This is a genomic window from Pseudomonas sp. BJa5 (assembly GCF_030272875.2).
Classification (GTDB): domain Bacteria; phylum Pseudomonadota; class Gammaproteobacteria; order Pseudomonadales; family Pseudomonadaceae; genus Aquipseudomonas.
In genome coordinates this window covers 1-24691 of sequence record NZ_JALRNG020000034.1, presented here as the reverse complement: position 1 = coordinate 24691, position 24691 = coordinate 1, and the positions used below count along the sequence as shown (strand labels likewise).

The 24691-nt window shown below is 63.8% G+C and carries 24 protein-coding genes; 16 read left to right on the top strand and 8 right to left on the bottom strand.

Features of this window, described 5'->3' with window-relative positions; genetic code table 11:
• Positions 1–188: 188 nt before the first annotated feature.
• The 3 genes from M2D63_RS18880 to norR form a co-directional block, all read right to left on the bottom strand.
• Positions 189–500 (bottom strand): hypothetical protein, encoded by a 312-nt coding sequence (locus M2D63_RS18880; protein WP_285864516.1) that lies wholly within the window; start codon positions 498–500, stop codon positions 189–191.
• Positions 501–579: 79 nt separating this feature from the next.
• Positions 580–1479, bottom strand: a complete 900-nt coding sequence (locus tag M2D63_RS18875; protein ID WP_285864515.1) for a chemotaxis protein — start codon at positions 1477–1479, stop codon at positions 580–582.
• A gap of 81 nt (positions 1480–1560) precedes the next feature.
• The gene (gene norR / locus M2D63_RS18870; protein WP_285864513.1) at positions 1561–3114 is read right to left on the bottom strand and encodes a nitric oxide reductase transcriptional regulator NorR; all 1554 of its coding nucleotides are present in this window, start codon (positions 3112–3114) and stop codon (positions 1561–1563) included.
• Between the two features lie 154 nt (positions 3115–3268).
• Here norR and hmpA point away from each other — a divergent pair, with 154 nt between their 5' ends.
• Both hmpA and M2D63_RS18860 read left to right on the top strand, forming a co-directional pair.
• On the top strand, positions 3269–4450 hold the full coding sequence (hmpA, locus tag M2D63_RS18865) for an NO-inducible flavohemoprotein (RefSeq protein WP_285864512.1): 1182 nt from the start codon (positions 3269–3271) through the stop codon (positions 4448–4450).
• A gap of 170 nt (positions 4451–4620) precedes the next feature.
• On the top strand, positions 4621–5091 hold the full coding sequence (locus tag M2D63_RS18860; RefSeq protein WP_285864511.1) for a phosphate-starvation-inducible protein PsiE: 471 nt from the start codon (positions 4621–4623) through the stop codon (positions 5089–5091).
• Here the strand turns inward: M2D63_RS18860 and M2D63_RS18855 are convergent.
• Positions 5060–5353, bottom strand: coding sequence for a DUF3509 domain-containing protein (locus M2D63_RS18855; protein ID WP_285864510.1), 294 nt, complete (start codon positions 5351–5353; stop codon positions 5060–5062). The genes M2D63_RS18860 and M2D63_RS18855 overlap by 32 nt on opposite strands.
• 395 nt (positions 5354–5748) lie before the next feature.
• Here M2D63_RS18855 and M2D63_RS18850 point away from each other — a divergent pair, with 395 nt between their 5' ends.
• Both M2D63_RS18850 and M2D63_RS18845 read left to right on the top strand, forming a co-directional pair.
• Positions 5749–7176 carry a PAAR domain-containing protein gene (locus M2D63_RS18850; protein WP_285864509.1) on the top strand — a complete coding sequence of 476 codons (1428 nt, stop codon included), beginning with the start codon at positions 5749–5751 and terminating at the stop codon, positions 7174–7176.
• Positions 7169–7567, top strand: coding sequence for a hypothetical protein (locus M2D63_RS18845; protein WP_285864508.1), 399 nt, complete (start codon positions 7169–7171; stop codon positions 7565–7567). The genes M2D63_RS18850 and M2D63_RS18845 overlap by 8 nt, the downstream gene beginning before the upstream one ends.
• Positions 7568–7634: 67 nt before the next feature.
• On the opposite strand, the gene M2D63_RS18840 is transcribed toward M2D63_RS18845, so the two are convergent.
• Entirely contained in the window at positions 7635–8042 is a 408-nt protein-coding gene (locus M2D63_RS18840) for an HPF/RaiA family ribosome-associated protein (protein WP_285864507.1), read from the bottom strand.
• 344 nt (positions 8043–8386) lie between these two features.
• Here M2D63_RS18840 and M2D63_RS18835 point away from each other — a divergent pair, with 344 nt between their 5' ends.
• From M2D63_RS18835 to M2D63_RS18820, 4 genes are all read left to right on the top strand, one after another.
• Entirely contained in the window at positions 8387–10354 is a 1968-nt protein-coding gene (locus M2D63_RS18835) for a ligand-gated channel protein (protein ID WP_285864506.1), read from the top strand.
• A 75-nt stretch (positions 10355–10429) separates the two neighbouring features.
• On the top strand, positions 10430–10732 hold the full coding sequence (locus tag M2D63_RS18830) for a DUF3649 domain-containing protein (protein WP_285864505.1): 303 nt from the start codon (positions 10430–10432) through the stop codon (positions 10730–10732).
• The gene (locus M2D63_RS18825; protein WP_285864504.1) at positions 10732–12315 is read left to right on the top strand and encodes a PepSY domain-containing protein; all 1584 of its coding nucleotides are present in this window, start codon (positions 10732–10734) and stop codon (positions 12313–12315) included. Before M2D63_RS18830 ends, M2D63_RS18825 begins: the two co-directional genes overlap by 1 nt.
• Positions 12315–12641 (top strand): DUF3325 domain-containing protein, encoded by a 327-nt coding sequence (locus tag M2D63_RS18820; RefSeq protein WP_285864503.1) that lies wholly within the window; start codon positions 12315–12317, stop codon positions 12639–12641. Before M2D63_RS18825 ends, M2D63_RS18820 begins: the two co-directional genes overlap by 1 nt.
• A gap of 12 nt (positions 12642–12653) precedes the next feature.
• Here M2D63_RS18820 and M2D63_RS18815 read toward each other — a convergent pair whose 3' ends face one another.
• The gene (locus M2D63_RS18815) at positions 12654–13529 is read right to left on the bottom strand and encodes a helix-turn-helix domain-containing protein (RefSeq protein WP_285864502.1); all 876 of its coding nucleotides are present in this window, start codon (positions 13527–13529) and stop codon (positions 12654–12656) included.
• Between the two features lie 134 nt (positions 13530–13663).
• Between M2D63_RS18815 and M2D63_RS18810 the strand changes: the two genes are divergently transcribed.
• From M2D63_RS18810 to M2D63_RS18795, 4 genes are all read left to right on the top strand, one after another.
• Positions 13664–14581 carry a DMT family transporter gene (locus M2D63_RS18810; RefSeq protein WP_285864501.1) on the top strand — a complete coding sequence of 306 codons (918 nt, stop codon included), beginning with the start codon at positions 13664–13666 and terminating at the stop codon, positions 14579–14581.
• A 106-nt stretch (positions 14582–14687) separates the two neighbouring features.
• Entirely contained in the window at positions 14688–16160 is a 1473-nt protein-coding gene (locus M2D63_RS18805) for a glucosyltransferase domain-containing protein (protein WP_285864500.1), read from the top strand.
• The gene (locus tag M2D63_RS18800; RefSeq protein ID WP_285864499.1) at positions 16154–16525 is read left to right on the top strand and encodes a GtrA family protein; all 372 of its coding nucleotides are present in this window, start codon (positions 16154–16156) and stop codon (positions 16523–16525) included. The genes M2D63_RS18805 and M2D63_RS18800 overlap by 7 nt, the downstream gene beginning before the upstream one ends.
• Positions 16522–17460: a glycosyltransferase family 2 protein gene (locus M2D63_RS18795; RefSeq protein ID WP_285864498.1), complete on the top strand. Its 939-nt coding sequence runs from the start codon at positions 16522–16524 to the stop codon at positions 17458–17460. The genes M2D63_RS18800 and M2D63_RS18795 overlap by 4 nt, the downstream gene beginning before the upstream one ends.
• A gap of 112 nt (positions 17461–17572) precedes the next feature.
• Here M2D63_RS18795 and M2D63_RS18790 read toward each other — a convergent pair whose 3' ends face one another.
• Both M2D63_RS18790 and M2D63_RS18785 read right to left on the bottom strand, forming a co-directional pair.
• Positions 17573–18544 carry a D-glycerate dehydrogenase gene (locus M2D63_RS18790; RefSeq protein ID WP_285864497.1) on the bottom strand — a complete coding sequence of 324 codons (972 nt, stop codon included), beginning with the start codon at positions 18542–18544 and terminating at the stop codon, positions 17573–17575.
• Between the two features lie 72 nt (positions 18545–18616).
• Positions 18617–19564: a LysR family transcriptional regulator gene (locus M2D63_RS18785; RefSeq protein ID WP_285864496.1), complete on the bottom strand. Its 948-nt coding sequence runs from the start codon at positions 19562–19564 to the stop codon at positions 18617–18619.
• Positions 19565–19751: 187 nt separating this feature from the next.
• Between M2D63_RS18785 and M2D63_RS18780 the strand changes: the two genes are divergently transcribed.
• From M2D63_RS18780 to M2D63_RS18765, 4 genes are read left to right on the top strand one after another with little or no spacing between them, the layout of a single operon-like run.
• The gene (locus M2D63_RS18780; RefSeq protein WP_285864495.1) at positions 19752–21278 is read left to right on the top strand and encodes an efflux transporter outer membrane subunit; all 1527 of its coding nucleotides are present in this window, start codon (positions 19752–19754) and stop codon (positions 21276–21278) included.
• Positions 21275–23461 (top strand): FUSC family protein, encoded by a 2187-nt coding sequence (locus M2D63_RS18775; RefSeq protein WP_285864494.1) that lies wholly within the window; start codon positions 21275–21277, stop codon positions 23459–23461. Before M2D63_RS18780 ends, M2D63_RS18775 begins: the two co-directional genes overlap by 4 nt.
• The gene (locus M2D63_RS18770) at positions 23451–23651 is read left to right on the top strand and encodes a DUF1656 domain-containing protein (protein WP_128323828.1); all 201 of its coding nucleotides are present in this window, start codon (positions 23451–23453) and stop codon (positions 23649–23651) included. The genes M2D63_RS18775 and M2D63_RS18770 overlap by 11 nt, the downstream gene beginning before the upstream one ends.
• An 11-nt stretch (positions 23652–23662) precedes the next feature.
• Positions 23663–24529: an HlyD family secretion protein gene (locus tag M2D63_RS18765; RefSeq protein WP_285864493.1), complete on the top strand. Its 867-nt coding sequence runs from the start codon at positions 23663–23665 to the stop codon at positions 24527–24529.
• Positions 24530–24691: the final 162 nt, after the last annotated feature.

The window sequence follows — 24691 nt, the reverse complement described above, 5'->3', positions numbered from 1 at the left end:
CAGCGCTGACAGCTTGGAACGGCTGCCTGGTGGTAGGAGCGGGCTTGCCCCGCGATGCGATGTGGCCGGCGGTACACGATCGCGGGGCAAGCCCGCTCCTACAGGGATCAGTTGAAACCGATGGGACTGTAGTAGTCCGCACCCGGGCACCACAGGCCTCCAGCTGCGCATGCAAGGGGCAGCAGCGTTCACGGTTTTCCAGGTGTCCATTCGGTGACGAAGGCAGCCTTGCGCTGGTTGTCGTACAGGCACAGTTCGGTGCCCCTGCGGTTGTTCATGTGCTTTTGCGGGTAACGGCCCTCAAGCAGCAGAGCGCTGTAGCCAACCCGGTCGTCGAACTCGGCCGGCTTGCCCAGGGCCCTGGCATCCTTCAGGCCGCTGGCGGCGATGCAACGCTGGTTCATCTGCTGGTAGTGCTGGTCCCAGGCCTGGTCGCTGGAGGCCTGGGCGACGGTGCTGACAGCAGCGCAGCCGAGCAGGGTGAAAAGAGTGGCTTTCATGCGCAAGTCCCAAGAGGCGAGGGGCCCGATTGTGCCTGAGGCTCAAGCACTTTCAAGTCCAGGGACCCGCGGCTATGTATCAGCGTTCTTCGAAGGCCACGGCCCGTGCGGCAACGACCAGGCAGTCGGTCAGCTCCGGCGAGGAGAACTTGGTCAGCACCGCGTTGGCGCCGGCAAGCCTGGCCTTCTCGCTGTTCATGGCGCTGTCCAGGGAGGTGTGCAACAGCACGTAGAGGTGCTGGAAATCCGGAGTCTCGCGCAGGGTGCGGGTGAAGGCGAAACCGTCCATCTCGGACATTTCGATATCCGACACTACCACGTTGATTTCCCGCTCGGTGCCTTGCAGCTCCAGTAGGGTATTCATCGCATCCTTGGCGCTGCGTGCGGTGTGGCATTCGATGCCGAGGCTGCGCAGGGTGTGCACCGACTGTTGCAGGGCGACCTGGCTGTCATCGACCACCAGGATATTGGTGGCGGCCAGCACCGCGGCGTCTTCGCTGCTCAGTTCATGGCTGATGGGCTCGTGCACCGGCGGGGCGATGCCGTGGATGACCTTTTCGATATCCAGCACCTGCACCAGGGTGTTGTCGACCCGGGTCACGCCGGTGATGAACGACTTGCTGCCCGCGCCATAGGGCGGCGGTTTGATGTCGGTACTCAGGCAATGGACGATCCGGCTCACGGCCTGCACATGTAGGCCCTGGCGGGAACGGCTGATATCGGTGACGATCAGGCAGCCGCCCTGCGGGTCTTCCAGGGGCCGCTCGCCGATGGCCCGGGACAGGTCGATCACCGACAGCGAGTTGCCCCGCAGGGTGGCCACGCCTTTGACGTGGGGGTGCGACTCCGGCAGCTTGGTCAGCGGCGGGCAGGGGATGATTTCACTGACCTTGAGCAGGTTGATCGCCATCAGCTTGCCGCTGCGCAGGGTGAACAGCAGCAGCGACAACGAGTCCGCGCGGGCATTTTGCGTGGCCATGGGCACCTTCAGGACAGAGTGAATGGGGGCGATGCCGGGTTATCGACCCGCCCGCCCGTGGCTTTAATCATCCGGGCCAAATCAGCGCAGGCCCAGGCGCCGGGCCAGGCGACTGAGGTTGGCGCGGTCCAGGCCCAGCTCGCGGGCGGCGCTGGCCCAGTTGTGCTGATGGCGCTCAAGGCACGCCTGGACCAGCAGGCGCTGGTAGCCGTCCAGGGCCTGGCGCAGGTCACCGGCGGGCAGGGGCGCATCGGTGGCCTGCGGGGCCGGGCTCTGGGGCGCGACAGGTTCGACGGCGCGCAGGTCCAAGTCCGTGGCATCGAGGGTGAGAATCTTCGGCCGCTGACGGTGCTGGCCCAGGGCCTTGAGCGCCGAACGGCCGATCAGGTGCTCCAGTTCGCGCACGTTGCCCGGCCAGTCATAGGCCAGCAGTGCGGCCTGGGCTTCGCTGCTCAGGCGCAGGCTGCCCAGGCCCATGCGCGAGCGGTTCTGTTCGAGAAAGTAGCCGCTGAGCAACAGCACATCGCGACCACGTTCGCGCAAGGGCGGCACCAGCAACGGGTAGACGCTCAGGCGGTGATAGAAGTCGGCGCGGTAGCGCCCGGCGCGCACTTCCTCGGCCAGGTCGCGGTTGGTGGCGGCAATCAGGCGCACATCGACGCGGTGCTCCTGGTCCGACCCCAGCCGTTGCAGTTGCCCGCTCTGCAGCACCCGCAACAGCTTGGCCTGCACGGTCAGCGACAGCTCGCCGACTTCATCGAGGAACAGGGTGCCGCCATTGGCCAGTTCGAACTTGCCGCGCCGCTCGCCAACGGCGCCGGTGAAGGCACCGCGCACATGGCCGAACAGCTCGCTCTCCACCAGGGTGTCGGGCAGGGCGGCGCAGTTGAGGCTGATCATCGGTTGCTCGGCGCGGCCCGACATCTGGTGGATGGCCTGGGCCACCAGCTCCTTGCCGACGCCGGTCTCGCCGGTGACCAGCACGGTCAGGTCGCTGCTGGCCACCAGCTGGATTTCTTCGAGCAGGCGCTTGTGCGCCTTGCTCTGGCCGATCAGTTCCTTGAGCTGTTGGCCGCTGGCCTGGCGATAGACCTCGGCACGCTCGTGTTCATCCTCGGCGCGCAGGGCCAGGCGCTCGATACGCTCGGCGACGTTGACCGTGGCCGCGGCCAGGCTGGCGAAGGCTTGCAGGGCATCGACCTCGACCTGCTGGAACTGTTCGGGGTCCAGCGCATCCAGGGTGATCAGGCCCCAGGGCTGTTCATCGACGAACAGTGGGCAGCCCATGCAGTCGTGCACCTCCAGGTGCTGGTGCAGGCCTTCGACCAAGCCGTCGTAGGGGTCGGGCAGCTCGCTGTCGCTGGCAAAGCGGGTGGGTGTGCTACGGCTGAGGATGGCCGCGAAGCGTGGGTGCTCATCGACCTTGAAGCGCCGCCCCAGGGTGTCGGTGCTCAAGCCGTCGACCGCCAGCGGCACCAGCCAGTCGCCGTCCAGGCGCAGGAGCGCGGCGGCATCGCAGGGCAGCAGGCTGCGCATGGCTTCGAGCAGGCGGCGATAACGTTCGCGCTCGGGCAGCTCGCGAGACAGGTCGCTGACCAGGGGCAGCAGGGCGGTGAGCAGGGATTTTGCGGTCATAAAGACTCCTGTTGGTCGAAATGACTATATCGCAGTTGTTGTCCTTTTGACTTGTTAATTTATAAGTTGTTGATTTATATGGTTTTTAAAGTTGGCATGGATCATGTAATAACCGAGGCATTCATCAAGAAGCCACAGGCTCAGGAGTCATCACATGCTCAATGCCCAGGACCGTGCAATCGTCAAAGCCACCGTTCCCCTGCTTGAAAGCGGTGGCGAGGCGCTGACCACGCATTTCTACAAAATGATGCTCAGCGAGTACCCCGAGGTGCGCCCGCTGTTCAACCAGGCTCACCAGGCCAGTGGCGACCAGCCTCGGGCACTGGCCAACGGCGTGCTGATGTACGCCCGGCACATCGACCAGCTGGAACAACTGGGCGGCCTGGTCGGCCAGATCATCAACAAGCATGTGGCCTTGCAGATCCTGCCGGAGCATTACCCGATCGTCGGTAGCTGCCTGTTGCGCGCCATCGAAGAAGTGCTGGGCAAGGAAATCGCCACCCCCGAGGTGATTGCGGCCTGGGGCGCGGCCTATCAACAGCTGGCCGACATCCTTATCGGTGCCGAAGGTGCAGTCTACGACCAGAAGGCTGCCGCTCCAGGTGGCTGGCGCGGGGCGCGGGACTTCAAGCTGGTGCAGCGGGTCGAGGAGAGCAGCGAAATCGTCTCCTTCTACTTCGCCCCGGTCGATGGCGGTGCGATCCTTGCGGCCGAACCAGGCCAGTACATCGGTCTGCAACTGTTCATCGACGGCGTGGAGCAGCGCCGCAACTATTCGCTGTCGGCCCTGAGCAACGACGGCCAGTATCGCATCAGCGTCAAACGCGAGGCCGGTGGCAAGGTGTCCAACTACCTGCACGAGCAGATGGCGGTCGGCGATACCCTGAAGCTCTTCCCGCCATCGGGTGAGTTCACCCTGAACAGCAGCGACAAGCCGCTGGTGCTGATCAGTGGCGGCGTCGGCATCACCCCGACCCTGCCGATGCTCGAAAGTGCGCTGGAAAGCGGTCGTGTGGTGCACTTCATTCACTGTGCACGCAACGGCGCGGTGCATGCGTTCCGTGACTGGGTCGATAGCCTGGCGGCGCGTCACCCGCAACTCAAGCGCTTCTACTGCTACGCCGAAGACGACGGCGTCAGCGCGCCGGCCGATGCCGTTGGCCTGCTCAGTGCCGACCAGCTGGGCCAGTGGTTGCCGCAGGAGCGTGACCTGGACGCCTACTTCCTCGGCCCCAAAGCCTTCATGGCCGTGATCAAGCGTCACCTCAAGGGCCTGGGCGTGCCCGAGCAGCAAAGCCGCTACGAATTCTTCGGTCCGGCCTCGGCCCTGGAATAACCCGGTTCCCCTGAACCACGCTTGAAAGGACAAGGCACAGCCAGCGATGGCTGTGCCTTGCGGCATTTGGTCGCCTTCTCAAACAGGTGGCCTGGCCTTTTTACTGCATGCAGACAAAACGTCATGTGCTTGCCGCATCATCCTTTCCGCCGTATCAAGGAACCGTCATCGTGAACAACAATTGGGCTGACAAACTGCGCAAGGGCCTGCACGGCTCGGCCGACTCGCTGGGCAACCTCTGCGTCGAAGCGTTTCACTACCTGGCCCTGTTCGGCATTGGTGCGATCACAGCCTACGCGGCGGTGGCGACCTTCATCGACATGCTCGGCAAGGGCGGTGTCAGCGTCGATGACATCCTGCTGCTGTTCATCTACCTCGAACTCGGGGCCATGGTGGGGATCTACTTCAAGACCAACCACATGCCCATCCGCTTCCTGCTCTACGTGGCGATCACCGCGCTGACCCGCCTGCTGATCGGCGACGTGTCGCACCACAAGGCGCCGGATGTGGGCCTGCTGTATGTCTGTGGCGGCATCCTGTTGCTGGCCTTCGCCATCCTGGTGGTGCGCTACGCCTCCTACCAATACCCCTCGACCAAGGCCATCGATGCTAGTGGCAAGGAGATCGAGGAAGGCAAATGACCTTCCCGGCCTGACGCCTGCCGGCGAGCACCGACAGGCTGTTGTCGCCGTGATCGCTGGTGATGCCCAGTTGCACGCTGTCGATCACCCGTTGCAGGCGCTTGGGGTCATTGCGCTGGGCCGGGCTGATCAAGCGCTTGGCCACCACGCCCTGCTCGTCGGAGAGCGTCAGCATGATGCTGCCGTCGAGCCGCTCGATACTCAGATTGACCCGGTACTGTGGCGCGAAGGCGTCGTTGATCCGTTCGAAAGGGTTGAACATCGTGCTTCACCTGGTAAAGACCTGTAGTGATTGACCGGGTGTGCACGGGGTTGGTTCAGGCGGTCTGCTCAATGGCAGGCGGCGCAACGGTCTTGATTGCCTGACGGTGTAGCCGCTGCCGGTGGGAGCGGGCTTGCCCCGCGATCGATCGTTCTGACGCATCGCGGGACAAGTCGAGTCGTCGCACCGCCGCTCCTACGGATTGCGTTGCGTTCTGAGAATTTTGTAGGACGTTTCTGTTTCGATTTTTACCGCGTAAAAAGCCGTTTTTCCCATGCTAGGTTCCGGGCTCCATTTGCCCAAGGAACCTGCTCATGCCAAGGAACGACAACCCTGCGACCTACCTTGCCACTCCCCTGACACCGCAACCTGCATTCATGGTCGAGGGCTGAAGCATGGGCAAGCGTTCGAACATGTTCGGCCGGGGCGAAGGGCTACACGGCGACAAGACCACCACCGGTGCCACCTGCATCAGCAGTCTGCCGCAAGCGGCCCATGGTGGTCGCGGCGTCCTGCGCAAGGGCGATGTCACCACAGCGTGCCCGAAATGCGGGCAGTCCGGAAAAATTGCCGAAGGCGACTCGCGCTTCACCTTCCACGGGTTGCCGGTGGCCGTGGACGGCATGCTGGTGGCCTGCGGCTGCCCGCCCGGCAGCAACCGACTGATTGCGCCGCTGGGCGACTGGATCGGGCCGGATAGCCCCCCCGCTAACCGCACCGTCGAACCCGCCAGCCGGTCGCCGGTGGCAGCAGCAACGCCTTCAAGCTCCGGCTTCACCCCCGCAAACCACGCAGCGCCAGCCATGTCCGCTGCACCGGGCACACTGGAACCTGGCTTCTATGTGGTGCCGCGCAGCATGTCCGGCCAGCAGGTGCTGGCCCAGTTGGGTGGTGAAACCCGTTACCTGTCGGCCCGCTTGCATCGGCTCAATCCGACCTTTGCCCAGGGCTTCAAGGCCGGCGAGCTGTTCGTCATTGGCGATCCGAACAACGGTACGGCGTGCACCCGGGAAGAAGCCGACCTGATGGCCGCCGCCGCCCAGGTCCGTGAAGTCCTGACGCCGCTCACCGAGGAAGAGGCCAACTTCATGGTCCGTTACCAGGGCGAGATTGCGGGGTTGCTTGATGGGGCGAGCGAGTCGATGGGCGTAGGCCAATCGATGCTGACGCATGGGCTGCGCCAGGTCGAAGGCACCTTGCACGCGGTGGAACAACTGTATCAACGCTCGTTCATCACCCACGGCAATTTGAATAGTCCGGAGTTCTTTGCTTCGCGTCAGCAGGTGCTCCGGCAACTGGATGGGCAGTTGAGAGGCTCATTCCTCAACAAAGCGTTGAATCTTGGAAGTTACGATGTGCTGCGTCGTGACCTGGGCATCTCGACCAAGAGTCTGGTGCATCACTGGACCCGAGCTGGTGCGCCCGGGCAAATTCCCGGCTATGCCACGCACCTTGATCAGGTGGCGAAGACGGCGCAGTACCTCAAGTACGGGGGATACGTCGGGGTTGCGCTCGGGGGTGGTGCTTCGGCGCTCAAGGTGCAGGAGGTTTGCCGTGCTGGGGAGACTGAGGCGTGCAAGAGGATTAGATTTACTGAAGCAGGGAGTTTCGCCGGAGGGCTTGGAGGAGGTGCCTTTGGAGCTCTCGCAGGTAAGGCTGCCGCTACTTACACCTGTGGCGCGGTTCTAGCCATGACAGGGCCATTGGGTGGTGCTGTGTGCGGAATAGTAATGGTCGGAGGCGGATCACTTGCCGGGGGAGTCGGCGTCGGATCATTTGGAGAGTGGCTGGGAGACGTACTCTACGAGGTGCAAAGTGATTGATATCAACACCTGGCCGCCGAGTATTGCGATTGCCTTCGGATTGATCCCTTTTGTGATGGGTTTACTGGGGCTCGCTTTGAGTTACTACATCGCTTGCAGCCGACACTTCCATATCATGATTGCAGCATTGCCAAACAGCGCCTGGCTGCGTGAACAAATACTAAAAACGGGGATGATCGTTCTGACTTCTCGGCTCAATCTGGTCATTGGCGTGGGTTCCTTTTTGCTGTTCCCGCAGTTCAATGTTCGCCGAGGTGTGCTGGATGCTGATGATGTGCGTAATTTTCCCCCCTATCTTCAACGCTGGCTTGTTGCTTCGGTATGGGCAGTACTAGTCGCGTTCACCTGGCTGATGCTGGGGTATGGACTGCTCGAGCTTTCAAAAAGTTGACTCGCAGAAAACAGCAATAAAAAAGGCGAGCCCCAGGCTCGCCTTTTTACCGTCTGCGTTATGTCATTCAGCTAATGCTGCGAGCTTGCTCGTTCTCCAGGAATTCTTCCTGTAGCAGGCCGTCGGCCGGGCCGGTGCTGGCGCTTTGCTGAGTGACTGCGCGCTTGCTGCGCAGTTTGCCGTAGAAGTGCTCCAGGGCATGGTTGAGCTTCTGGGCAGCGCCGTCGACCGCCTGGTCCAGCGAGGCTGACTTGTGGGTTACGGAAATCGGTTGATGGCCTTTTGGGCGTGCCTCCATCTGGCAGCGTTTGTCGTGTGGGCCTGGCTTGTCGCCATTTTCATCGCGAAGGTGAACCTCGACGCGGGTGAGGTCTTCTTCGTAGCGTTCGAGCATGCTTTCTACCGTGCTGCGAACCCATTCGTTCAGCCGGATGTTGCCTTGAATATGGTTGTCGCTATTGACTTGGATTTGCATAGTTCAATCCCTTATTCAGCTAGCTCGCAAGAGAATCGATGGGGCCGTTGCGGCCAATGGAACTCATCGCCTCTTGACTACAAGGTCAGGCACTTGGCGAAACTTTTCAACCCCTTGATGAAGAAAAATATCCTGTAGCAAAAAGCCCGGCATGGGCCGGGCTTTTGCATGCGCTGGATCAGAACGCGGCCAAGATTGCAGGTATACCGTATGAGGTTCGACGGTCGCAGGTGCCGAGGAAAATGTAAAAAAAGTAAATAACCTTTACTCTCATTTGCGAATAAATAGCATTCGCTCCCTGATTGGGTTTACCCAGAATTTACATTTCTCAGGGAGAGGTCCTCGTGTCCCCGCTTTTCGTCAGATCCTGCCTCGCACTCACCATAGGCTCGCTGTATGCCGCCCAAGCCAGCGCTGAAAGCCAGCCGCTGGAGCTGGATAACATGGTGGTCACCGCCTCGGGCTTTTCCCAGCAGATCAAGGACGCCCCGGCGTCGATCTCGGTGATTACCCGCGAGCAGATCGAGAACAAGTCCTACCGCGACGTGACCGATGCCCTGCGTGATGTCCCCGGCGTGGTGGTCACCGGTGGCGCCAGTTCCAGCGACATCAGCATCCGCGGCATGGCCTCCAAGTACACCCTGATGCTGGTCGACGGCAAGCGCCAGGATTCCCGGGCGACCCGCCCCAACAGTGATGGCGCCGGTATCGAGCAGGGCTGGATGCCGCCGCTGGAAGCCATCGAGCGCATCGAAGTGGTCCGTGGCCCGATGTCTTCGCTCTATGGCTCCGATGCCATGGGCGGGGTGATCAACATCATCACCCGCAAGGTGACCCCGACCTGGTACGGCGGCGTGCGCAGCGAAGCGACCTTCCAGGACCGTTCCGACTCGGGCGATTACAACAGCACCAGCGCCTTCGTCTCCGGGCCGCTGATCGAGAACCTGGTCGGCCTGCAGCTCTACGGCCAGCGTTCACGCCGCGATGAAGACCATATCGTCAACGGCTTCAACGAGCAGAGCACCGACAGCGGCACGGCCAAACTGTCCTTCACCCCTGACGCGCACAACGACATCACCCTGGAAGCGGGCAAGTCCGAGCAGGAGCGCAATGCCCACGTAGGCCGCTCGGCGCGCTCCTCCGACAGCAACAACGACTACGACCGCACCAATTTCGCCATCAGCCATTCCGGCCGCTGGGACAGCATCACCACCGACAGCTATCTGCAGCGCGAGAAGATCGAGAATCCGGGCCGGCGCATGGAGCTGGAGAACACCGTGCTCAACTCCCAGGTGTCGTTCTTCAGCGATTCGCACACCACCACCTTCGGTGGCCAGTACAAGTACGAAGATTTGAGCGACGAGGGCAACCAGTTGGCCTCGGCCTCCAGCGTGAACCAGCTGACGCGCTGGTCCTGGGCCCTGTTCGCCGAAGACGAATGGCGCCTGACCGACACCTTCGCCCTGACCGGCGGCTTGCGCATGGACCGCGACGAGAACTACGGCACCCACTGGTCGCCACGTTTGTACGGGGTCTACCACCCGACCGCGCACTGGACCGTCAAGGGCGGCGTATCCAGCGGCTACCGCTCGCCGGACATCCGTGCGGCCGTGGATGACTGGGGACAGATCACCGGTGGCGGTGGCGATCCGGCGATCATCGTCGGCAACTCCAGCCTCAAGCCGGAGGAGAGCCTGAGCCAGGAAATCGGGGTCATCTGGGACAGCCTGGAGGGCTTCTCCACCGGCGTCACCCTGTTCAACACCGACTTCAAGGACAAGATCACTGAACAACGCCGCTGTACCGACAGCACCGGCACGGCCTCGGGCCAGTGCCAGATCGGCGGTACCTCGTACAAGTTCATCAGCGACCGGGTCAACGTCGACGAGGCGCAGATGCGCGGCATCGAGGCGACCCTGGATTGGGACCTGACCCAGCGGCTGTCGCTGGCCACCAACTACACGTTCACCGACTCCGAGCAGAAGAGCGGTCCGCTCAAGGGCAAACCGCTGAACCAGATGCCACGGCATATGTTCAACGCCACCCTGGACTGGCAGAACACCGACCAGCTGGGCACTTGGGCGCGGCTCAACTATCGCGGCAAGACCTCCGACTACCTGGGCAGGACCACCATGTCCGACGGTACGCCGTCCTACACCTTCGTCGACCTGGGCGGCACCTACAAGGTGACGAAAAACCTCAAGCTGCTGGCCGGTGTCTACAACGTGTTCAACAAGGAAGTGGACTACGAGAACTACCAGACCGTGCTCGATGGACGTCGCTACACCCTGGGCGTCGACTTCTCGTTCTGATGGATCGTCAGGCGGCTTTGCCTATGAGAATACAAATCATTTAGTATCAGGAATTCTTCACCAGGAATGGATGCCATGAAAAGCAAAGCCGCCGGGCTACCCCTGAGTTATCGATTGGCCGTGACGTCACGCTGCCTGGCCGCTGTGTTTGGCGGTTACTTGCTGGCGGCCATGGCCAGTGTCTGCATCACCCTGCTGGCACCGATGCCCAAGGCCGAGGCGGTACTCAGCGGGATGATGCTGTCGTTCCTGTTCTACCTGGTGGCCTTCCTCTGGTGCTTCGCCAGCCGCAGCGCCTGGCAGGCCTGGCTGGGTGTACTGCTGCCGAGCCTGGTGCTGGGGGCGATCAATGGACTGGCCTACTGGATGAAAAACTGATGAAAGAGGGCTTTCGCCAGGCCATGGCCTGGCTGCACACCTGGACCGGTCTGATTTTCGGCTGGTTGCTGTTCGCGATTTTCCTGACCGGGACGATGTCCTATTTCAAGGAAGAGATCAGTCACTGGACCCAGCCCGAGGTGCCGGTGCGGGCGCTGGACCCCGAGGCCAGCCTGGCCCTGGCCCAGTCGTACCTTGAGGAACACGCCACCGGTGCCGGCAGCTGGTTCATCCGCTTGCCCGATGCCCGCGAGCCGGGCCTGAGTGTCGGCTGGCGTGCGGCCAATGCCGGGCGCCGCGATTTCATCGACAAGACCCTCGACCCGGCCACCGGGGCCGAGCTTGCGCCCCGCGAGACCCGTGGCGGCAACTTCTTCTATCGTTTCCATTTCCAGCTGGAGATGCCGCATCCCTGGGGCCGCTGGTTGTCGACCTTTGCCGCGTTCATCATGCTGCTGGGGCTGGTGACCGGCATCATTACCCACAAGAAGATCTTCAAGGAGTTCTTCACCTTCCGCCCGGGCAAGGGCCAGCGCTCCTGGCTCGATGGCCATAACGCCATCGGCGTGCTGGTGCTGCCGTTCCACCTGATGATCAGCTACAGCAGCCTGGTGATCTTCATGTCCATGGTCATGCCGGCGAGCATCATCGCCAGCTATGGCGACAACAGCCGCGGCTTTTTCAATGACCTGTTCGGTACCCCGGAAAACGTCAAGGTCGCCGGCGTCGCTGCGCCGCTGCTGCCATTGCCGAGCTTGTACCAGAAGGTCCAGGAGCAGGCGCCGGGCACGCGCCTGGGCTGGATCGAAGTGCAGAACCCCGGCGACCAGAACGCCCGCGTGCGCTTTACCCGTCATGCCGGCGAGCGCATCGCCTACCAGCGCGGTGGTGGCTGGATCTTCGATGGCGTCAACGGCACGCTGCAGGGCAGCAGCAAGCTCGACGCCGTTCCTGTGGTGATTTCCGGTGGCATGTACGGCCTGCACATGGGCGTGTTCGCCGGGCCCTGGCTGCGCTGGCTGTACTTCTTCTTCGGCCTGGCCGGCACCGCGGTGATCGGCACCGGCCTGGTGCTGTGGCTGGGCAAGCGTCAGCTCAAGCACGCCAAGAGTGGTACCCAGCCGTTCGAGCTGCGCCTGGTGGAGGTGCTGAACATCGCCAGCATGAGCGGCCTGCTGATCGGCGTGGCCGCGTTCTTCTGGGCCAACCGCCTGCTGCCGCTGGGGCTCGAAGGCCGCGCCGGCTGGGAGATCAACAGCTTCTTCCTGCTCTGGGCCCTGTCGTTGCTGCACGCCGTGCTGCGTCCGGGCCGACGCGCCTGGGCCGAGCAACTGGGGCTGGCGGCCCTGCTGTGGGCCGGCCTGCCGTTGCTCAATCAACTGACCACCCACGCAGGCCTGTTGCAGTCGATTCCTGCGGGTGACTGGGCCATGGCCGGGTTCGACCTGACGGCCTTGGGCTGCGGCCTGTTCCTGGCCTGGGGCGCCGGCAAGATGTGGCGTGCACCGGTGACGGCGCCCAAGCGGGCAGCCAGGGCGGAGAAAGCGGCCACTGCCAGCCTGATCGAAAGCGAGGTGACCTGATGCTCGCCGTTACCCTGTTCGGCTTTGCCGGCTTCGCCAGCCTGTGCCTGGCCATGGAAAAACACTACAAGGAGCTGCTCGGTGCCACGCCCACTGCTGCGCGCTTGCGTGGCTTGCGCATCGGCGGCTGGTCGTTGCTGGTGCTGGCCTTGTGGCTGGCGGTGCACCACAGCGGCTGGGCCATGGGCCTGGTCGAACTGTTCGCGGTGCTGATGGCGGGGGTGACCCTCTGGGTGTTCCTGCTGCCCTACCAGCCGAAGCTGTTGCTCGGGCTGCTTGGCATCAGCCTGGTGCTGGGGCCGGTAATGGCCGTGCTGCCCGGGTAAGCCGAGCCCGTTCTAGCCCCGGAACGCCGCCCGGTACTCACCGGGCGTCGCCCCCAGCGCCTGGCGGAAGCGATTGCTGAAGTGGCTGGCGCTGGCAAAACCGCACAGCAGGGCGACCTGGCCCAGCGGCAGCTCGCCGAAACGTAGCAACTGCCGCGCCTTGGCCAGGCGCCGGGCCAGCAGGTACTGGTGCGGCGGCAGGCCGAAGCTTTCACGGAACATCCGCGCGAAGTGGTACTCGGACAGGTTGCACAGGGCCGCCAGTTCACCCAGGCTCAGCGGCTGCTCGATGTGCTGTTCGACATAGTCGGCCAGCAGCCGGCGCTGATGGGGGGCCAGCCCGCCCTTCAGGCGCAGGCCCTGGCGCAGGCCGACCTGGTGGAGCAGGGCATGGTCGACCAGCTCGTGGGCCAGGCTGCTGGTCAGCAGCCGTTCACCCGGCTCGTCCCAGTTCAGGGCGATCAACTGACGAAAGCGCGCGGTCTGCCCGGCATCGTCGAGAAAGGTGTTTTCCTGCAATTGCAGGGCACGGGGTTCGCGGTCCAGCAGGCGGATGCACTCCAGGGCGAACTGCTCCTGGGTGATGTACAGGTGCACCAGGCGGATCGAGCCGTTGATTACCCAGTTCGACTCGTGACCGGCCGGCAGGATGCACAGCTTGCCCGGCGCGCCCTTGGCCGATGGCCGGTCACGGCGAAAGGTGCCGGTGCCGCCGGCGATGTAGCAGGACAGGGTGTGATGACTCGGAGCGTGGTAATCGCGGGCGTCGTCGCGGTTGTTCCACAAGGCTGCAACCATGCCGTCACCCAGTTGCGCGCTGTGTTCCAGGCGGGTGTTGGGCGAGTCGTGCATGGCTTGAAAGACTTGCAGCTGGTTCAGGGGAATCATCGCTTTCTCCTCTGCTGCCATCCTACCCGCGTCGGCCCTGGCTGACAGCGGGTCCTGAGGGAAAAGCGCAAGTTTGTGCAAGCGCGCGACCGTGACATGGGCAGAAACTGGCCTCCAGTTAGAGGAGTGCTGCCATGAACCTGTCGTTGTACCTGCTCACCGTCCTGATCTGGGGCACCACCTGGATTGCCTTGAAGTGGCAGCTGGGCGTGGTCGCCATTCCCGTGTCGATTGTCTATCGCTTCGCCCTGGCGGCCCTGGTGCTGTTTGCCATCCTGCTGCTCAGCCGGCGCCTGCAGCCGATGAACCGGCGGGGCCACGGTATCTGCCTGGCTCAGGGCTTGTGCCTGTTCTGCGTCAACTTCATGTGCTTTCTGACCGCCAGCCAGTGGATCCCCAGCGGCCTGATCGCCGTGGTGTTTTCCACCGCCACGCTGTGGAACGCGCTCAATGCGAGGATTTTCTTCGGCCAGAAGATCGCCACCAATGTGCTGGCCGGTGGCGCCCTGGGCCTTGTCGGCCTGGGCCTGCTGTTCTGGCCGGAGCTGTCCGGGCATGCAGCCAGCCCGCAAACCCTGCTGGGACTGGCCCTGGCCTTGCTCGGCACCTTGTGTTTCTCCGCCGGCAACATGCTCTCCACCCTGCAGCAGAAAGCCGGGCTGCGGCCGATGACCACCAATGCCTGGGGCATGTTCTATGGCGCGACGATGCTGGGCCTGTTCTGCCTGTTCAGCGGCATTCCCTTTGCGATGGAGTGGAACACGCGCTATATCGGCTCGCTGCTGTACCTGGTGATTCCGGGCTCGGTGATCGGCTTTACCGCCTACCTGACCCTGGTCGGTCGCATGGGGCCGGAGCGGGCGGCGTACTGCACGGTGCTGTTTCCGCTGGTGGCGCTGAATGTCTCGGCCTTCTACGAAGGCTATCAGTGGACGGCGCCGGCCTTGCTGGGGCTGGTGCTGGTGATGCTGGGCAACGTGCTGGTGTTTCGTCGCAAGCAAAACCCGGTCAGCGGGGCGGCCAGCGTGCAGGCCAAGCCGGTCTCCGGATAGATACTCCCGGCACGGCGTGCGCAGTGCCATGCGCTGGCTAGACTAGGCCAGTGAATGCACATTGCGGGGGTCGGCCATGTTGTCATCAGCACTGTGGAGCAGGCACTTGTCCGCTCGCGAGGTCCAGGTGTTCTGCCTGCTTGCGATCGGCCTGCACCTGCTGCCGCTGCTGTTGGCCGACTACACCTACATGGATGACGTCTGGCGCACCCAGGTGGCCAGCGATAGCTGGACCGGCGAGGGCAGGGTGCTCACCGGCTGGCTCTATGCGGTACTGAGCTTCGGCCCGGGGGCGCCGAACCTGTTCCCGCTGCCGTTGCTGCTGGCCGCGGTGGCCAGCGCCCTGGCCCTGGCACGTCTGGTACGACACTACTTCGTCGCGCCCGATGCCAGTGCCGTGCTGGTGGTCCTGCCCCTTTGGTACAACCCGTTCTTCCTGCAGAACCTGTCCTACCAGTTCGACGGCCCGACCATGGCCCTGGCCCTGGCGGCCAGCGTGCTGGCGATCACCTTCGAGCCGGAACGTCGGCGTTATCTGATCTACGGTGCGGTGTGGGTGGCCGTTGCCGCCAGCTTCTACCAGATCAGCCTCAACCTGTTTGCCGGGCTCTGTTGTGTCGAAGTGCTGCGCCAGGTGGTGCAGGGAGCAGACTTTCGGCAGACCTGTATTCACGCCATCGGACGCCTTGCCCAGTTGCTCGGCGGCTGCCTGCTTTATTACCTCAGTGCGTTTCAGCTAATGACGACGATGCGCGAGTCATTGCTGGCATTCGATGGGCAATGGCCGGACATGGTCCTGCAACGGCTGCAACTGATCACAGAACATCTTGGATTGTTGTTCACGCCGGGCACGGCCTGGTTCATGTTCGGTTTGCTGGCCCTGGCGCTACTCGGGGTGGTCCTGGCCGCTGCCCGGGTACTGCGCGGCGAGGGCAGTGTCCTGGCAAGGTTGGGCCTGCTGCTGGCGCTGCTGCTGCCGCTGCCGATGGTGCTGCTGCTGGTACCGGGGCTGACCCTGCTGTTCGCCGACTTCAACGACGGCGCGCGGACCTTGATGGGCCTGGGGACGGTCATGGTACTGGTCTTGTGGCTCGCCCATCGGCTGCTGACCGCGTTGCACCTGCGCCTGGGCTGGCTGTTGCTGGTTCCGCTGCTGTGCATGTTGTCGTTTGCCTATGCCTATGGGCGCGTGCTGCTGGTCGAGAAGGAGTTGCAACAGGCCATCAGTTTTTCCCTGGCCCACGACATCAGCTCGCGACCGGACCTGGCTTCGGCCCGGCGCTACTACGTGCTGGACATCGACTCCAGCGGCCAGTGGTTGCCTGCCGCCAGCGGTTCGGTGCGGGCCATGCCGGCCCTGAAGTACGTGCTCAACATCAACTTCCTGCTGCTGCCGGAGATGATGCCGAGACTCGGACTGAGCAACTTCGGCTCCCATGTCCCCCTGGGACGTCGGCAGGTGCTGGCCCGTAGCCCGCAACCCCGGGTGGACAACAAGTTCTACGTCATCCACCTGGTCGGTGATGTTGGCTACGTGCTGATGAAGACGCCCCACGATCCGGAGAGCTACCGGTGGTGAACCTGCAGCGCTTCGCCCGCTACGGGCTGATCGGCATCGGCAATACAGGGGTGCACTGGCTGGTATTTTTCATACTGCACCTGCCGTTGGGCCAGTCCCAGGCGCTGAGCAACCTGCTGGCCTTCGCCGTGGCCGCCACGCTGTCCTACTTCCTCAATGCCCGATTCACGTTCGGGACCCGCCCGGGGGGCTGGCGCTACCTGTTGTTCCTGTTGGGGATGGGCAGCCTGAGCCTGGTGCTGGGCGCCATTTCCGACTGGGCACACCTGTCGCCCTGGCTGACCCTGGTGACCTTTTCCGCAATCAGCCTGATAGTGGGTTACGGCTTTTCATCCAATGTGGTCTTCAGGCGCAGGACACCATGAACATTTCCCTGATCGTGCCGGTGTACAACGAGCAAGCCACGATCGAGCGCTTTTACCGGGCGGTGCGCGACGAGCCGTCGCTGCGCGGCATGAAGGTGGAAATCCTGTTCGTCAACGATGGCAGCAGCGATGACACCGAGGCGATCTGTGCCGAGCTTGCGGCAGGCGATGAGTGGGTCACGGTGATCAACTTCTCACGCAACTTCGGCAAGGAGTCGGCCTTGTTCGCTGGCCTTGAGTATGCCGATGGCGATGCTGTGGTGCCCATCGACGTCGACCTGCAGGACCCGGTCGAGGTCATCGCAAAGCTGGTGCAGCGCTGGCAGGGAGGCGCCGACGTGGTCCTGGCCAAGCGCCGCGACCGCTCCGCCGATACCCGCCTCAAGCGCTGGAGCGCGCGGCTTTACTACTGGCTGCACAATCGCATTGCTTCGACGCCGATCGAAGAGGACGTCGGCGACTTTCGCCTGCTCGATCGCAAGGTGGTGACGGCGATCCGCCAGTTGCCGGAGCAGCAGCTGTTCATGAAGGGCGTGTTGTCGTGGGTGGGGTTTCGTACCGAGATCATCGAGTACGACCGTGCGCCGCGGCTGGCCGGGGCGAGCAAGTTCAATCCGTGGAGCCTGTGGAACCTGGCGCTCGATGGCATCACCTCGTTCAGCACCGTGCCGTTGCGGCTGTGGACCTACATCGGCGGTGGGGTGTCGTTGATCGCCCTGGGCTTTGCCCTGTTCATGGTGGTGGACAAGCTGCTGTTTGGCACCGACCTGCCGGGGTATCCGTCGCTGATGACGGCGATCCTGTTCCTGGGTGGGGTACAACTGATCGGCATCGGCATTCTTGGCGAGTACATCGGGCGCATCTACCAGGAGACCAAGCATCGGCCGCGGTATGTGATCCGCAAGGTGCAGGGCAGAAGACGCAGGCCGCGGTGAACGCTTTGGCGACCGCTGCGCGGTCGATCGCAGGCTGCGCCAGCTCCCACAAGGTTAGGTGCAAGATGAACCATTGTGGGAGCTGGCGAAGCCTGCGATGGCGATGTCGGGATTATTTCCAGACTTGAGGATTGACCAGGTCCCGTGGCCGCTCGCCCAGCAGGGCACTGCGCAGGTTGTCGATGGCGCGGTTGGCCATGGCCTCGCGGGTTTCGGCGGTGGCCGAGCCGACATGGGGCAGGGTCAAGGCATTGGGCAGCTGGAACAGCGGCGATTCGGCCAGCGGCTCTTTCTCGTACACATCCAGGCCGGCACCGCGAATGGTGCCTTGCTGCAACGCCTGCACCAGCGCCGCTTCATCGACCACCGGCCCACGCGAGACGTTGATCAGGAAAGCACTGGGCTTCATCAGTTGCAGTTCGCGGCTGCCGATCAGGTGCCGGGTGTCGGCACCCAGCGGCACCACCAGGCAGACGAAGTCGGCTTCGGCCAGCAGTTGATCGAGGCTGCGGAACTGGGCGCCCAGCTCCTGCTCCAGCGCCAGCTTGCGCGAGTTGCCGCTGTAGATGATCGGCATGTTGAAGCCGAACCGGCCACGCCGGGCAATCGCTGCGCCGATGTTGCCCAGGCCGACGATGCCTAAGGTCTTGCCGTGCACGTCGCTGCCGAACTGCGCCGGGCCGACGGTGGCCTGCCACTGCCCGGCCTTGGTCCAGGCGTCGAGCTCGGCGACCCGGCGGGCACTGCCCATGAGCAGGGCGAAGCCCAGGTCGGCGGTGCTTTCGGTCAGCACGTCGGGAGTGTTGGTCAGGGCAATGCCGCGTTCATTGAAGTAGTTCAGGTCGTAGTTGTCATAGCCGACCGAAACACTGGAAACCACCTCAAGCTTGCCGGCATGCTCCAGCTGCGCCTTGCCCAGTTTGCGTCCCACGCCGATCAGGCCATGGGCCTCTGGCAGGGCGTCGTTGAACTGGGCACTGATATCGCCGAGCTTGGGGTTCGGCACTATGACGTTGAAGTCTTGCTGCAAGCGTTCGACCATCGCCGGGGTGATGCGGCTGAAGGCAAGGACGGTCTTTTTCATCGGCGAAATCCTGCGGGCGGGGGACAATGGGTAGCACGCTATCATTCTCCGCCGCCGCTGTGCAGCAAGATTTCAGTTGGCGATCCGCAATTCGTGGGTCTTGAGGTCCGCTTCGTGGGCCGCGAGGATTTCCGGCAAGGAGTTGCGCAGGTACTCGACCCAGGTCTTGATCTTGGCATCCAGGTACTGGCGCGACGGGTAGATCGCGTACAGGTTCAGCTCCTGCAGGCGGTACTCGGGCATTACCCGCACCAGCGAACCGTCGCGCAGGCCGTCGATGGCCGAGTAGATCGGCAGCACGCCGACCCCCATGCCGCTGCGGATCGCGGTTTTCATCGCGTCGGCCGAGTTCACCTGGAACGGCGCCTGGGTGATGTTCACCACTTCCTGGCCTTCCGGGCCGTCGAACAGCCATTTTTCCAGCGGGATCACCGGGCTGACCATGCGCAGGCAGGCATGCCCGAGCAGGTCGCTGGGCTTCTGGGCGATGCCGTGGCGTTTCACGTAGTCGGGCGAGGCGCAGACGATGCTGTAGGTGATGCCCAGGCGCTGGGACACGAAGCCCGAGTCCGGCAGCTCGCTGGCCAGCACGATGGACACGTCATAGCCTTCGTCGAGCAGGTCCGGCACGCGGTTGGCCATGGTCAGGTCGAAGGTCACGTCCGGGTGGGTTTCACGGTAACGGGCGATTGCGTCGATGACGAAATGCTGGCCGACGCCGGTCATCGAATGCACCTTCAACTGCCCGGCGGGGCGGGCGTGGGCGTCGCTGGCTTCGGCTTCGGCTTCCTCGACATAGGTGAGGATCTGTTCGCAGCGCATCAGGTAGCGCTTGCCGGCTTCGGTCAGGGCGATGCGCCGGGTGGTGCGGTTGAGCAGGCGGGTTTGCAGATGCGCTTCAAGATTGGAGACCGCCCGCGAGACGTTGGCGGTGGTCGTATCCAGTTGCACGGCCGCGGCAGTAAAACTGCCGACTTGCGCTACGCAACTAAAAGCACGCATGTTTTGCAGGGTGTCCATGGGTCGCTCTCAAAGTAGACGACAAATTGTGACATGAAGTAACGGTGTCGGTCTTCAGACTAAAGCCGGATTATCGCCGTTTTCGTAACAAAGATTCGCAGTAATACACGCTTATCGCCAGTGCGGCCGCCCCCTAGAATTGCCATCTCCAAGCGTCATCCACCTTCTACGTCGGGAATTCGCAGCTGTGCCGCGTCGCATCATCAGAGCGCTCAATGCGCTCAGTGTCTGTGCCCTTAGCTTGACCTTGAGCGGCTGTATCGGAACCTGGGGCATTGCCCCGCAAAGCAAGACGCTGCAAGCCAATACCCTGACCACCGACGAGGCGATCCAAGAGGCCGCCCGTGATGCCCATTGGCCCGCCCAGCAGTGGTGGCGCGCCTACGGCGACCCGCAACTCGATCGCTGGATTGCCCTGGCTGTCAACGACAGCCCGAGCATGGCCATGGCCGCCGCCCGGGTGCGTGAGGCCAAGGCCATGGCCGGGGTGGTCGAGTCGGCGGAAAAACTGCAGGTCAACGGTGAGGCGACGCTCAAGCGGCATAACTGGCCGGAAGACCAGTTCTATGGCCCCGGCGCGCTGTCCGGGGCCAACACCTGGGACAACAACGCCGCGCTGGGCTTCAGCTACGCCCTGGACCTCTGGGGCCGCGAGCGCAACGCCAGCGAGCAGGCCGTGGACATGGCCCACATGAGCGCGGCGCAACTGCGCCAGGCGCAACTGGAGCTGCAGAACAACATCGTCAAGGTGTACATCCAGCTGTCCCTGCATTTTGCCCAGCGCGATATCGTCAAGGCCGAGCTTGAGCAACAGGAGCAGATCCTGGCCCTGGCCGAGCGACGCCTGGCCGGTGGCATCGGTACCCACTTCGAGGTCAGCCAGGCGCAGACACCGCTGCCGGAAACCCATCGCCAGCTCGATGCCTTGAACGAAGAAATCGCCCTGGCGCGCAATCAACTGGCGGCCCTGGCCGGCAAGGGGCCGGGCGAGGGCGCACAATTGCAGCGCCCGCGCTTGAGCCTGGGCGCGCCGCTGAAGCTGCCCTCGGCCCTGCCGGCCGAGCTAGTCGGCCAGCGTCCGGATGTGGTGGCCAGTCGCTGGCAGGTGGCGGCCCAGGCGCGTGGCATCGATGTCGCCCATGCCGGCTTCTTCCCCAATGTCGACCTGGTCGGCGGGCTGGGCTTCATGGCCACCGGCGGCGGCCCGCTGGAGTTCATCACCGGGCGCAAGTTCAACTACAACGTCGGCCCGGCCATCAGCCTGCCGATCTTCGATGGCGGCCGCCTGCGCTCGCAGCTGGGCGTGGCGTCGGCCGGCTATGACATCGCCGTGGCGCGTTACAACCAGACCGTGGTCGATGCACTCAAGGGCATTTCCGATCAGCTGATCCGCCGCGAGTCGATGAACGAGCAGCAGCACTTTGCCGCCGAGTCGGTGGCTTCGGCGCAGAAGACCTACGACATCGCCATGATCGCCTTCCAGCGCGGCCTGACCGATTACCTCAACGTGCTCAACGCCCAGACCCTGCTGTTCCGCCAGCAGCAGATCCAGCAGCAGGTCCAGGCCGCGCGCCTGACCGCCCATGCCGAACTGGTCACCGCCCTGGGCGGCGGCCTGGGCGCGGGCAGCGATGTGCCGGACGAGGATAAACAGCAGGCGCCGAAGACCCCGGCCACCCTGGCGATCTTCGACAAACCGGACCATGCCGAATGAGCACACTCAGCTTGCCGTTTCGCTGGCTGGCCAGCCTTGAATGGCGTCGCGGTTTCTTCGAATGGGCGCGCACCGACGGGGTGACCTGGGTCTATATCGTCAAGGTCCTCAGTGCCGCCTTCCTCACCCTGTGGCTGGCCATGCGCCTGGAGCTGCCGCAGCCGCGTACGGCGATGATCACCGTGTTTATCGTCATGCAGCCGCAGAGCGGGCATGTGTTCGCCAAGAGCTTCTGGCGCTTGCTCGGCACCCTGGCCGGCTCGTCGATGATGGTCTTGCTGATCGCCCTGTTTCCGCAGAACACCGAATTGTTCCTGCCGAGCCTGGCGATCTGGGTCGGCCTGTGTTCCGCCGGTGCCATGCGCTACCGGACCTTCCAGGCCTACGGCTTCGTCCTTGCCGGCTACACGGCGGCGATGGTCGGCCTGCCGGCCCTGCAGCATCCGGATGGCGCCTTCATGGCCGCGGTGTGGCGGGTGCTGGAGATCTCCCTGGGGATCCTGGTCTCGACCCTGGTCAGCGCCGCGATCCTGCCGCAGTCGGCCAGTGCGGCGATGCGCAACGCGCTGTACCAGCGCTTTGGCGTGTTTGCCGGTTTCGTCGCCGAAGGCTTGCGCGGCGACAGCCAGCGCGATCGCTTCGAAAGCAGCAACGTGCGCTTTATCGCCGAGGCGGTGGGGCTGGAAAGCCTGCGCAACGTCACCGCCTTCGAAGACCCGCACATGCGCCGGCGCAACGGTCGCCTGGGGCGCATGAACAGCGAGTTCATGGCCATCACCACGCGCTTCAACGCCTTGCACCAGTTGCTTGAACGCCTGCGTCTGCGCGGCCCGCTGCAGATCGTCACCGCCATCGAGCCGGGCCTGAAGGCCCTGGCCGAGCTGCTTGACGGCTATGCCGGCCGGGCCCTGACCGATGCTGACGCGGCGCGCCTGGCCGGGCAGCTGGCGGCCTACAAGGAAGGCTTGCCGGAGCGCGTGCGCAGCCTGCGTGCCGCCTTTGTCGAGAGCGGTCCTAGCGATGCCGACCTGCTGGATTTTCACACCGCCTACGAGCTGCTCTACCGTTTCGTCGACGACTTGCACAGCTACGCACTGACCCATGCCTCGCTGGCCGATCACAACCATGCCCGCGAGCAGTGGGACGAGCCCTACGTGGCGCAGACCAACTGGATGGTGTCGCTGGCGGCCGGGCTGCGCGCGTCGTTCATCCTGCTGGTGCTGGGCAGCTACTGGATCGCCACGGCCTGGCCCAGCGGGGCGATGATGACCCTGATCGCCGCTGCCACCGTGGGCCTGTCGGCGGCCACGCCCAACCCCAAGCGCATGTCGTTCCAGATGGCCTGCGGCACCTTGATTGGCGCCTTCATCGGCTTTTTCGAAACCTTCTTCGTGTTCCCCTGGATCGACGGCTTCCCCTTGCTGTGCCTGGTGCTGGCGCCGGTGTTCGTGCTCGGCGCCTTCCTCGCTTCGCGACCGGCCTATGCCGGTGTCGGCCTGGGCTTGCTGATCTTCTTTTCCACCGGCTCGGTGCCGGACAATCTGACGGTCTACAACCCGTACAACTTCATCAACGACTACATCGCCATGGTCATCGGCATGCTGGTCTGTGCCGCTGCCGGGGCGATCATCCTGCCGCCCAACAGCCGCTGGCTGTGGAGTCGCCTGGAGCTGGACCTGCGCGGCCAGGTGCTGTTCGCCATCAGCGGTCGCCTGCGCGGCCTGGGCTCGGCCTTCGAAAGCCGTACCCGCGACCTGCTGCACCAGGCCTATGGCCTGGCTGTCGGCAAGCCGCAGGTGCAAAGCCAGCTGCTGCGCTGGATGTTCCTGGTGCTGGAGGTCGGCCACGCGATCATCGAGCTGCGCAAGGAGCAGGCGATTTTGCCGGTGCACCCGTGCTACGCCGAGTCGCAACCCTGGCGCCAGGCGATCCGGGTCATGGGCCGCGCCCTGGCGCGCTTGTTCCTGCAACCGAGCGCGAGCAACCATGAGCGCGCCCTGGTCGCGGTGGACCATGCCATCAGTCGCGTGCAGGCCACCGACGAACCCTTTGCCCGGCACTTCGACACCTCGGCCCTGCGCCGGGTGCAGAGCTACCTGCATTTCATCCGTACTTCACTGCTCGACCCCCAGTCGCCGCTGGCCGCCCTGGCCCCGGCGCAAGGACTGCCCCATGCCTCGTGAAATCGCCTTCCATGGCGTCTACATGCCGACCATGACCCTGATGTTCCTGTTTGCCGCCGGGCTTGCCTGGGGCCTGGACCGCTTCATCGCAAGCGTTGACGGCTACCGCTTCTTCTGGCACCCGGCGCTGCTGCGCCTGTGCCTGTTTATCTGCCTGTTCGGTTCCATGGCCCTGACTCTCTACCGTTGAGACCCTTGTTGATGAAAAAGTTTTTCAGCCTGATCGCCACCTTGCTCGTGCTGGCCGCCGCCGTGGTGATCGGCCGTCAGCTGTGGCTGCACTACATGAACACCCCCTGGACCCGCGACGGGCGGGTGCGCGCCGACATCATCAACGTCGCCGCCGATGTGCCGGGCTATGTGGTGGATGTGCCGGTGCGTGACAACCAGCTGGTGAAGAAGGGCGACCTGCTGATGCAGATCGACCCCGAGCACTACGAAGTGGCGGTGCGCCAGGCCCAGGCGCTGGTCGCCTCGCGCAAGGCTACCTGGGAGATGCGCAAGGTCAACGCCAACCGCCGAGCCGACCTGGACAACCTGGTGATCTCCCGCGAGAACCGCGACGACGCCAGCAACATCGCCAACTCGGCCCTGGCCGACTACCAGCAGGCCCAGGCGCAACTGGCCGCGGCCGAGCTGGACCTGAAACGCACGAAAATCCTCGCCACCGTCGATGGCTACGTGACCAACCTCAACGTCCACCGCGGCGACTATGCACGCACCGGTGAGCCGAAGATGGCGGTGGTCGACAAGGATTCGTTCTGGGTCTACGGCTTCTTCGAAGAGACCAAGCTGCCCCACGTGAAGGTCGGTGACCAGGCCGAGTTGCAGATGATGAGCGGCGAGGTGCTCAAGGGCCATGTGGAGAGTATTTCCCGCGGCATCTACGACCGCGACAACCCGGAAAGCCGCGAGCTGATCGCCGACGTCAACCCGACCTTCAACTGGGTACGCCTGGCCCAGCGGGTGCCGGTGCGGATTCATATCGACGAAGTGCCGGAGGGCTTTTTGCTGGCGGCGGGGACGACCTGTACTGTTGTGGTCAAGCCGGTGAAAGACCAGGGCTAGGCGGGGCCTTCATCGCAGGCTTCGCCAGCTCCCACAAGGGCCGGCGGTGTGCTTGCCACTGTGGGAAACTGAGTTAAGTGGTGCTTTCATCGCAGGCTTCGCCAGCTCCCACAAGGGCCGGCGGTGTGCTTGCCACTGTGGGAAACTGAGTTAAGTGGTGCT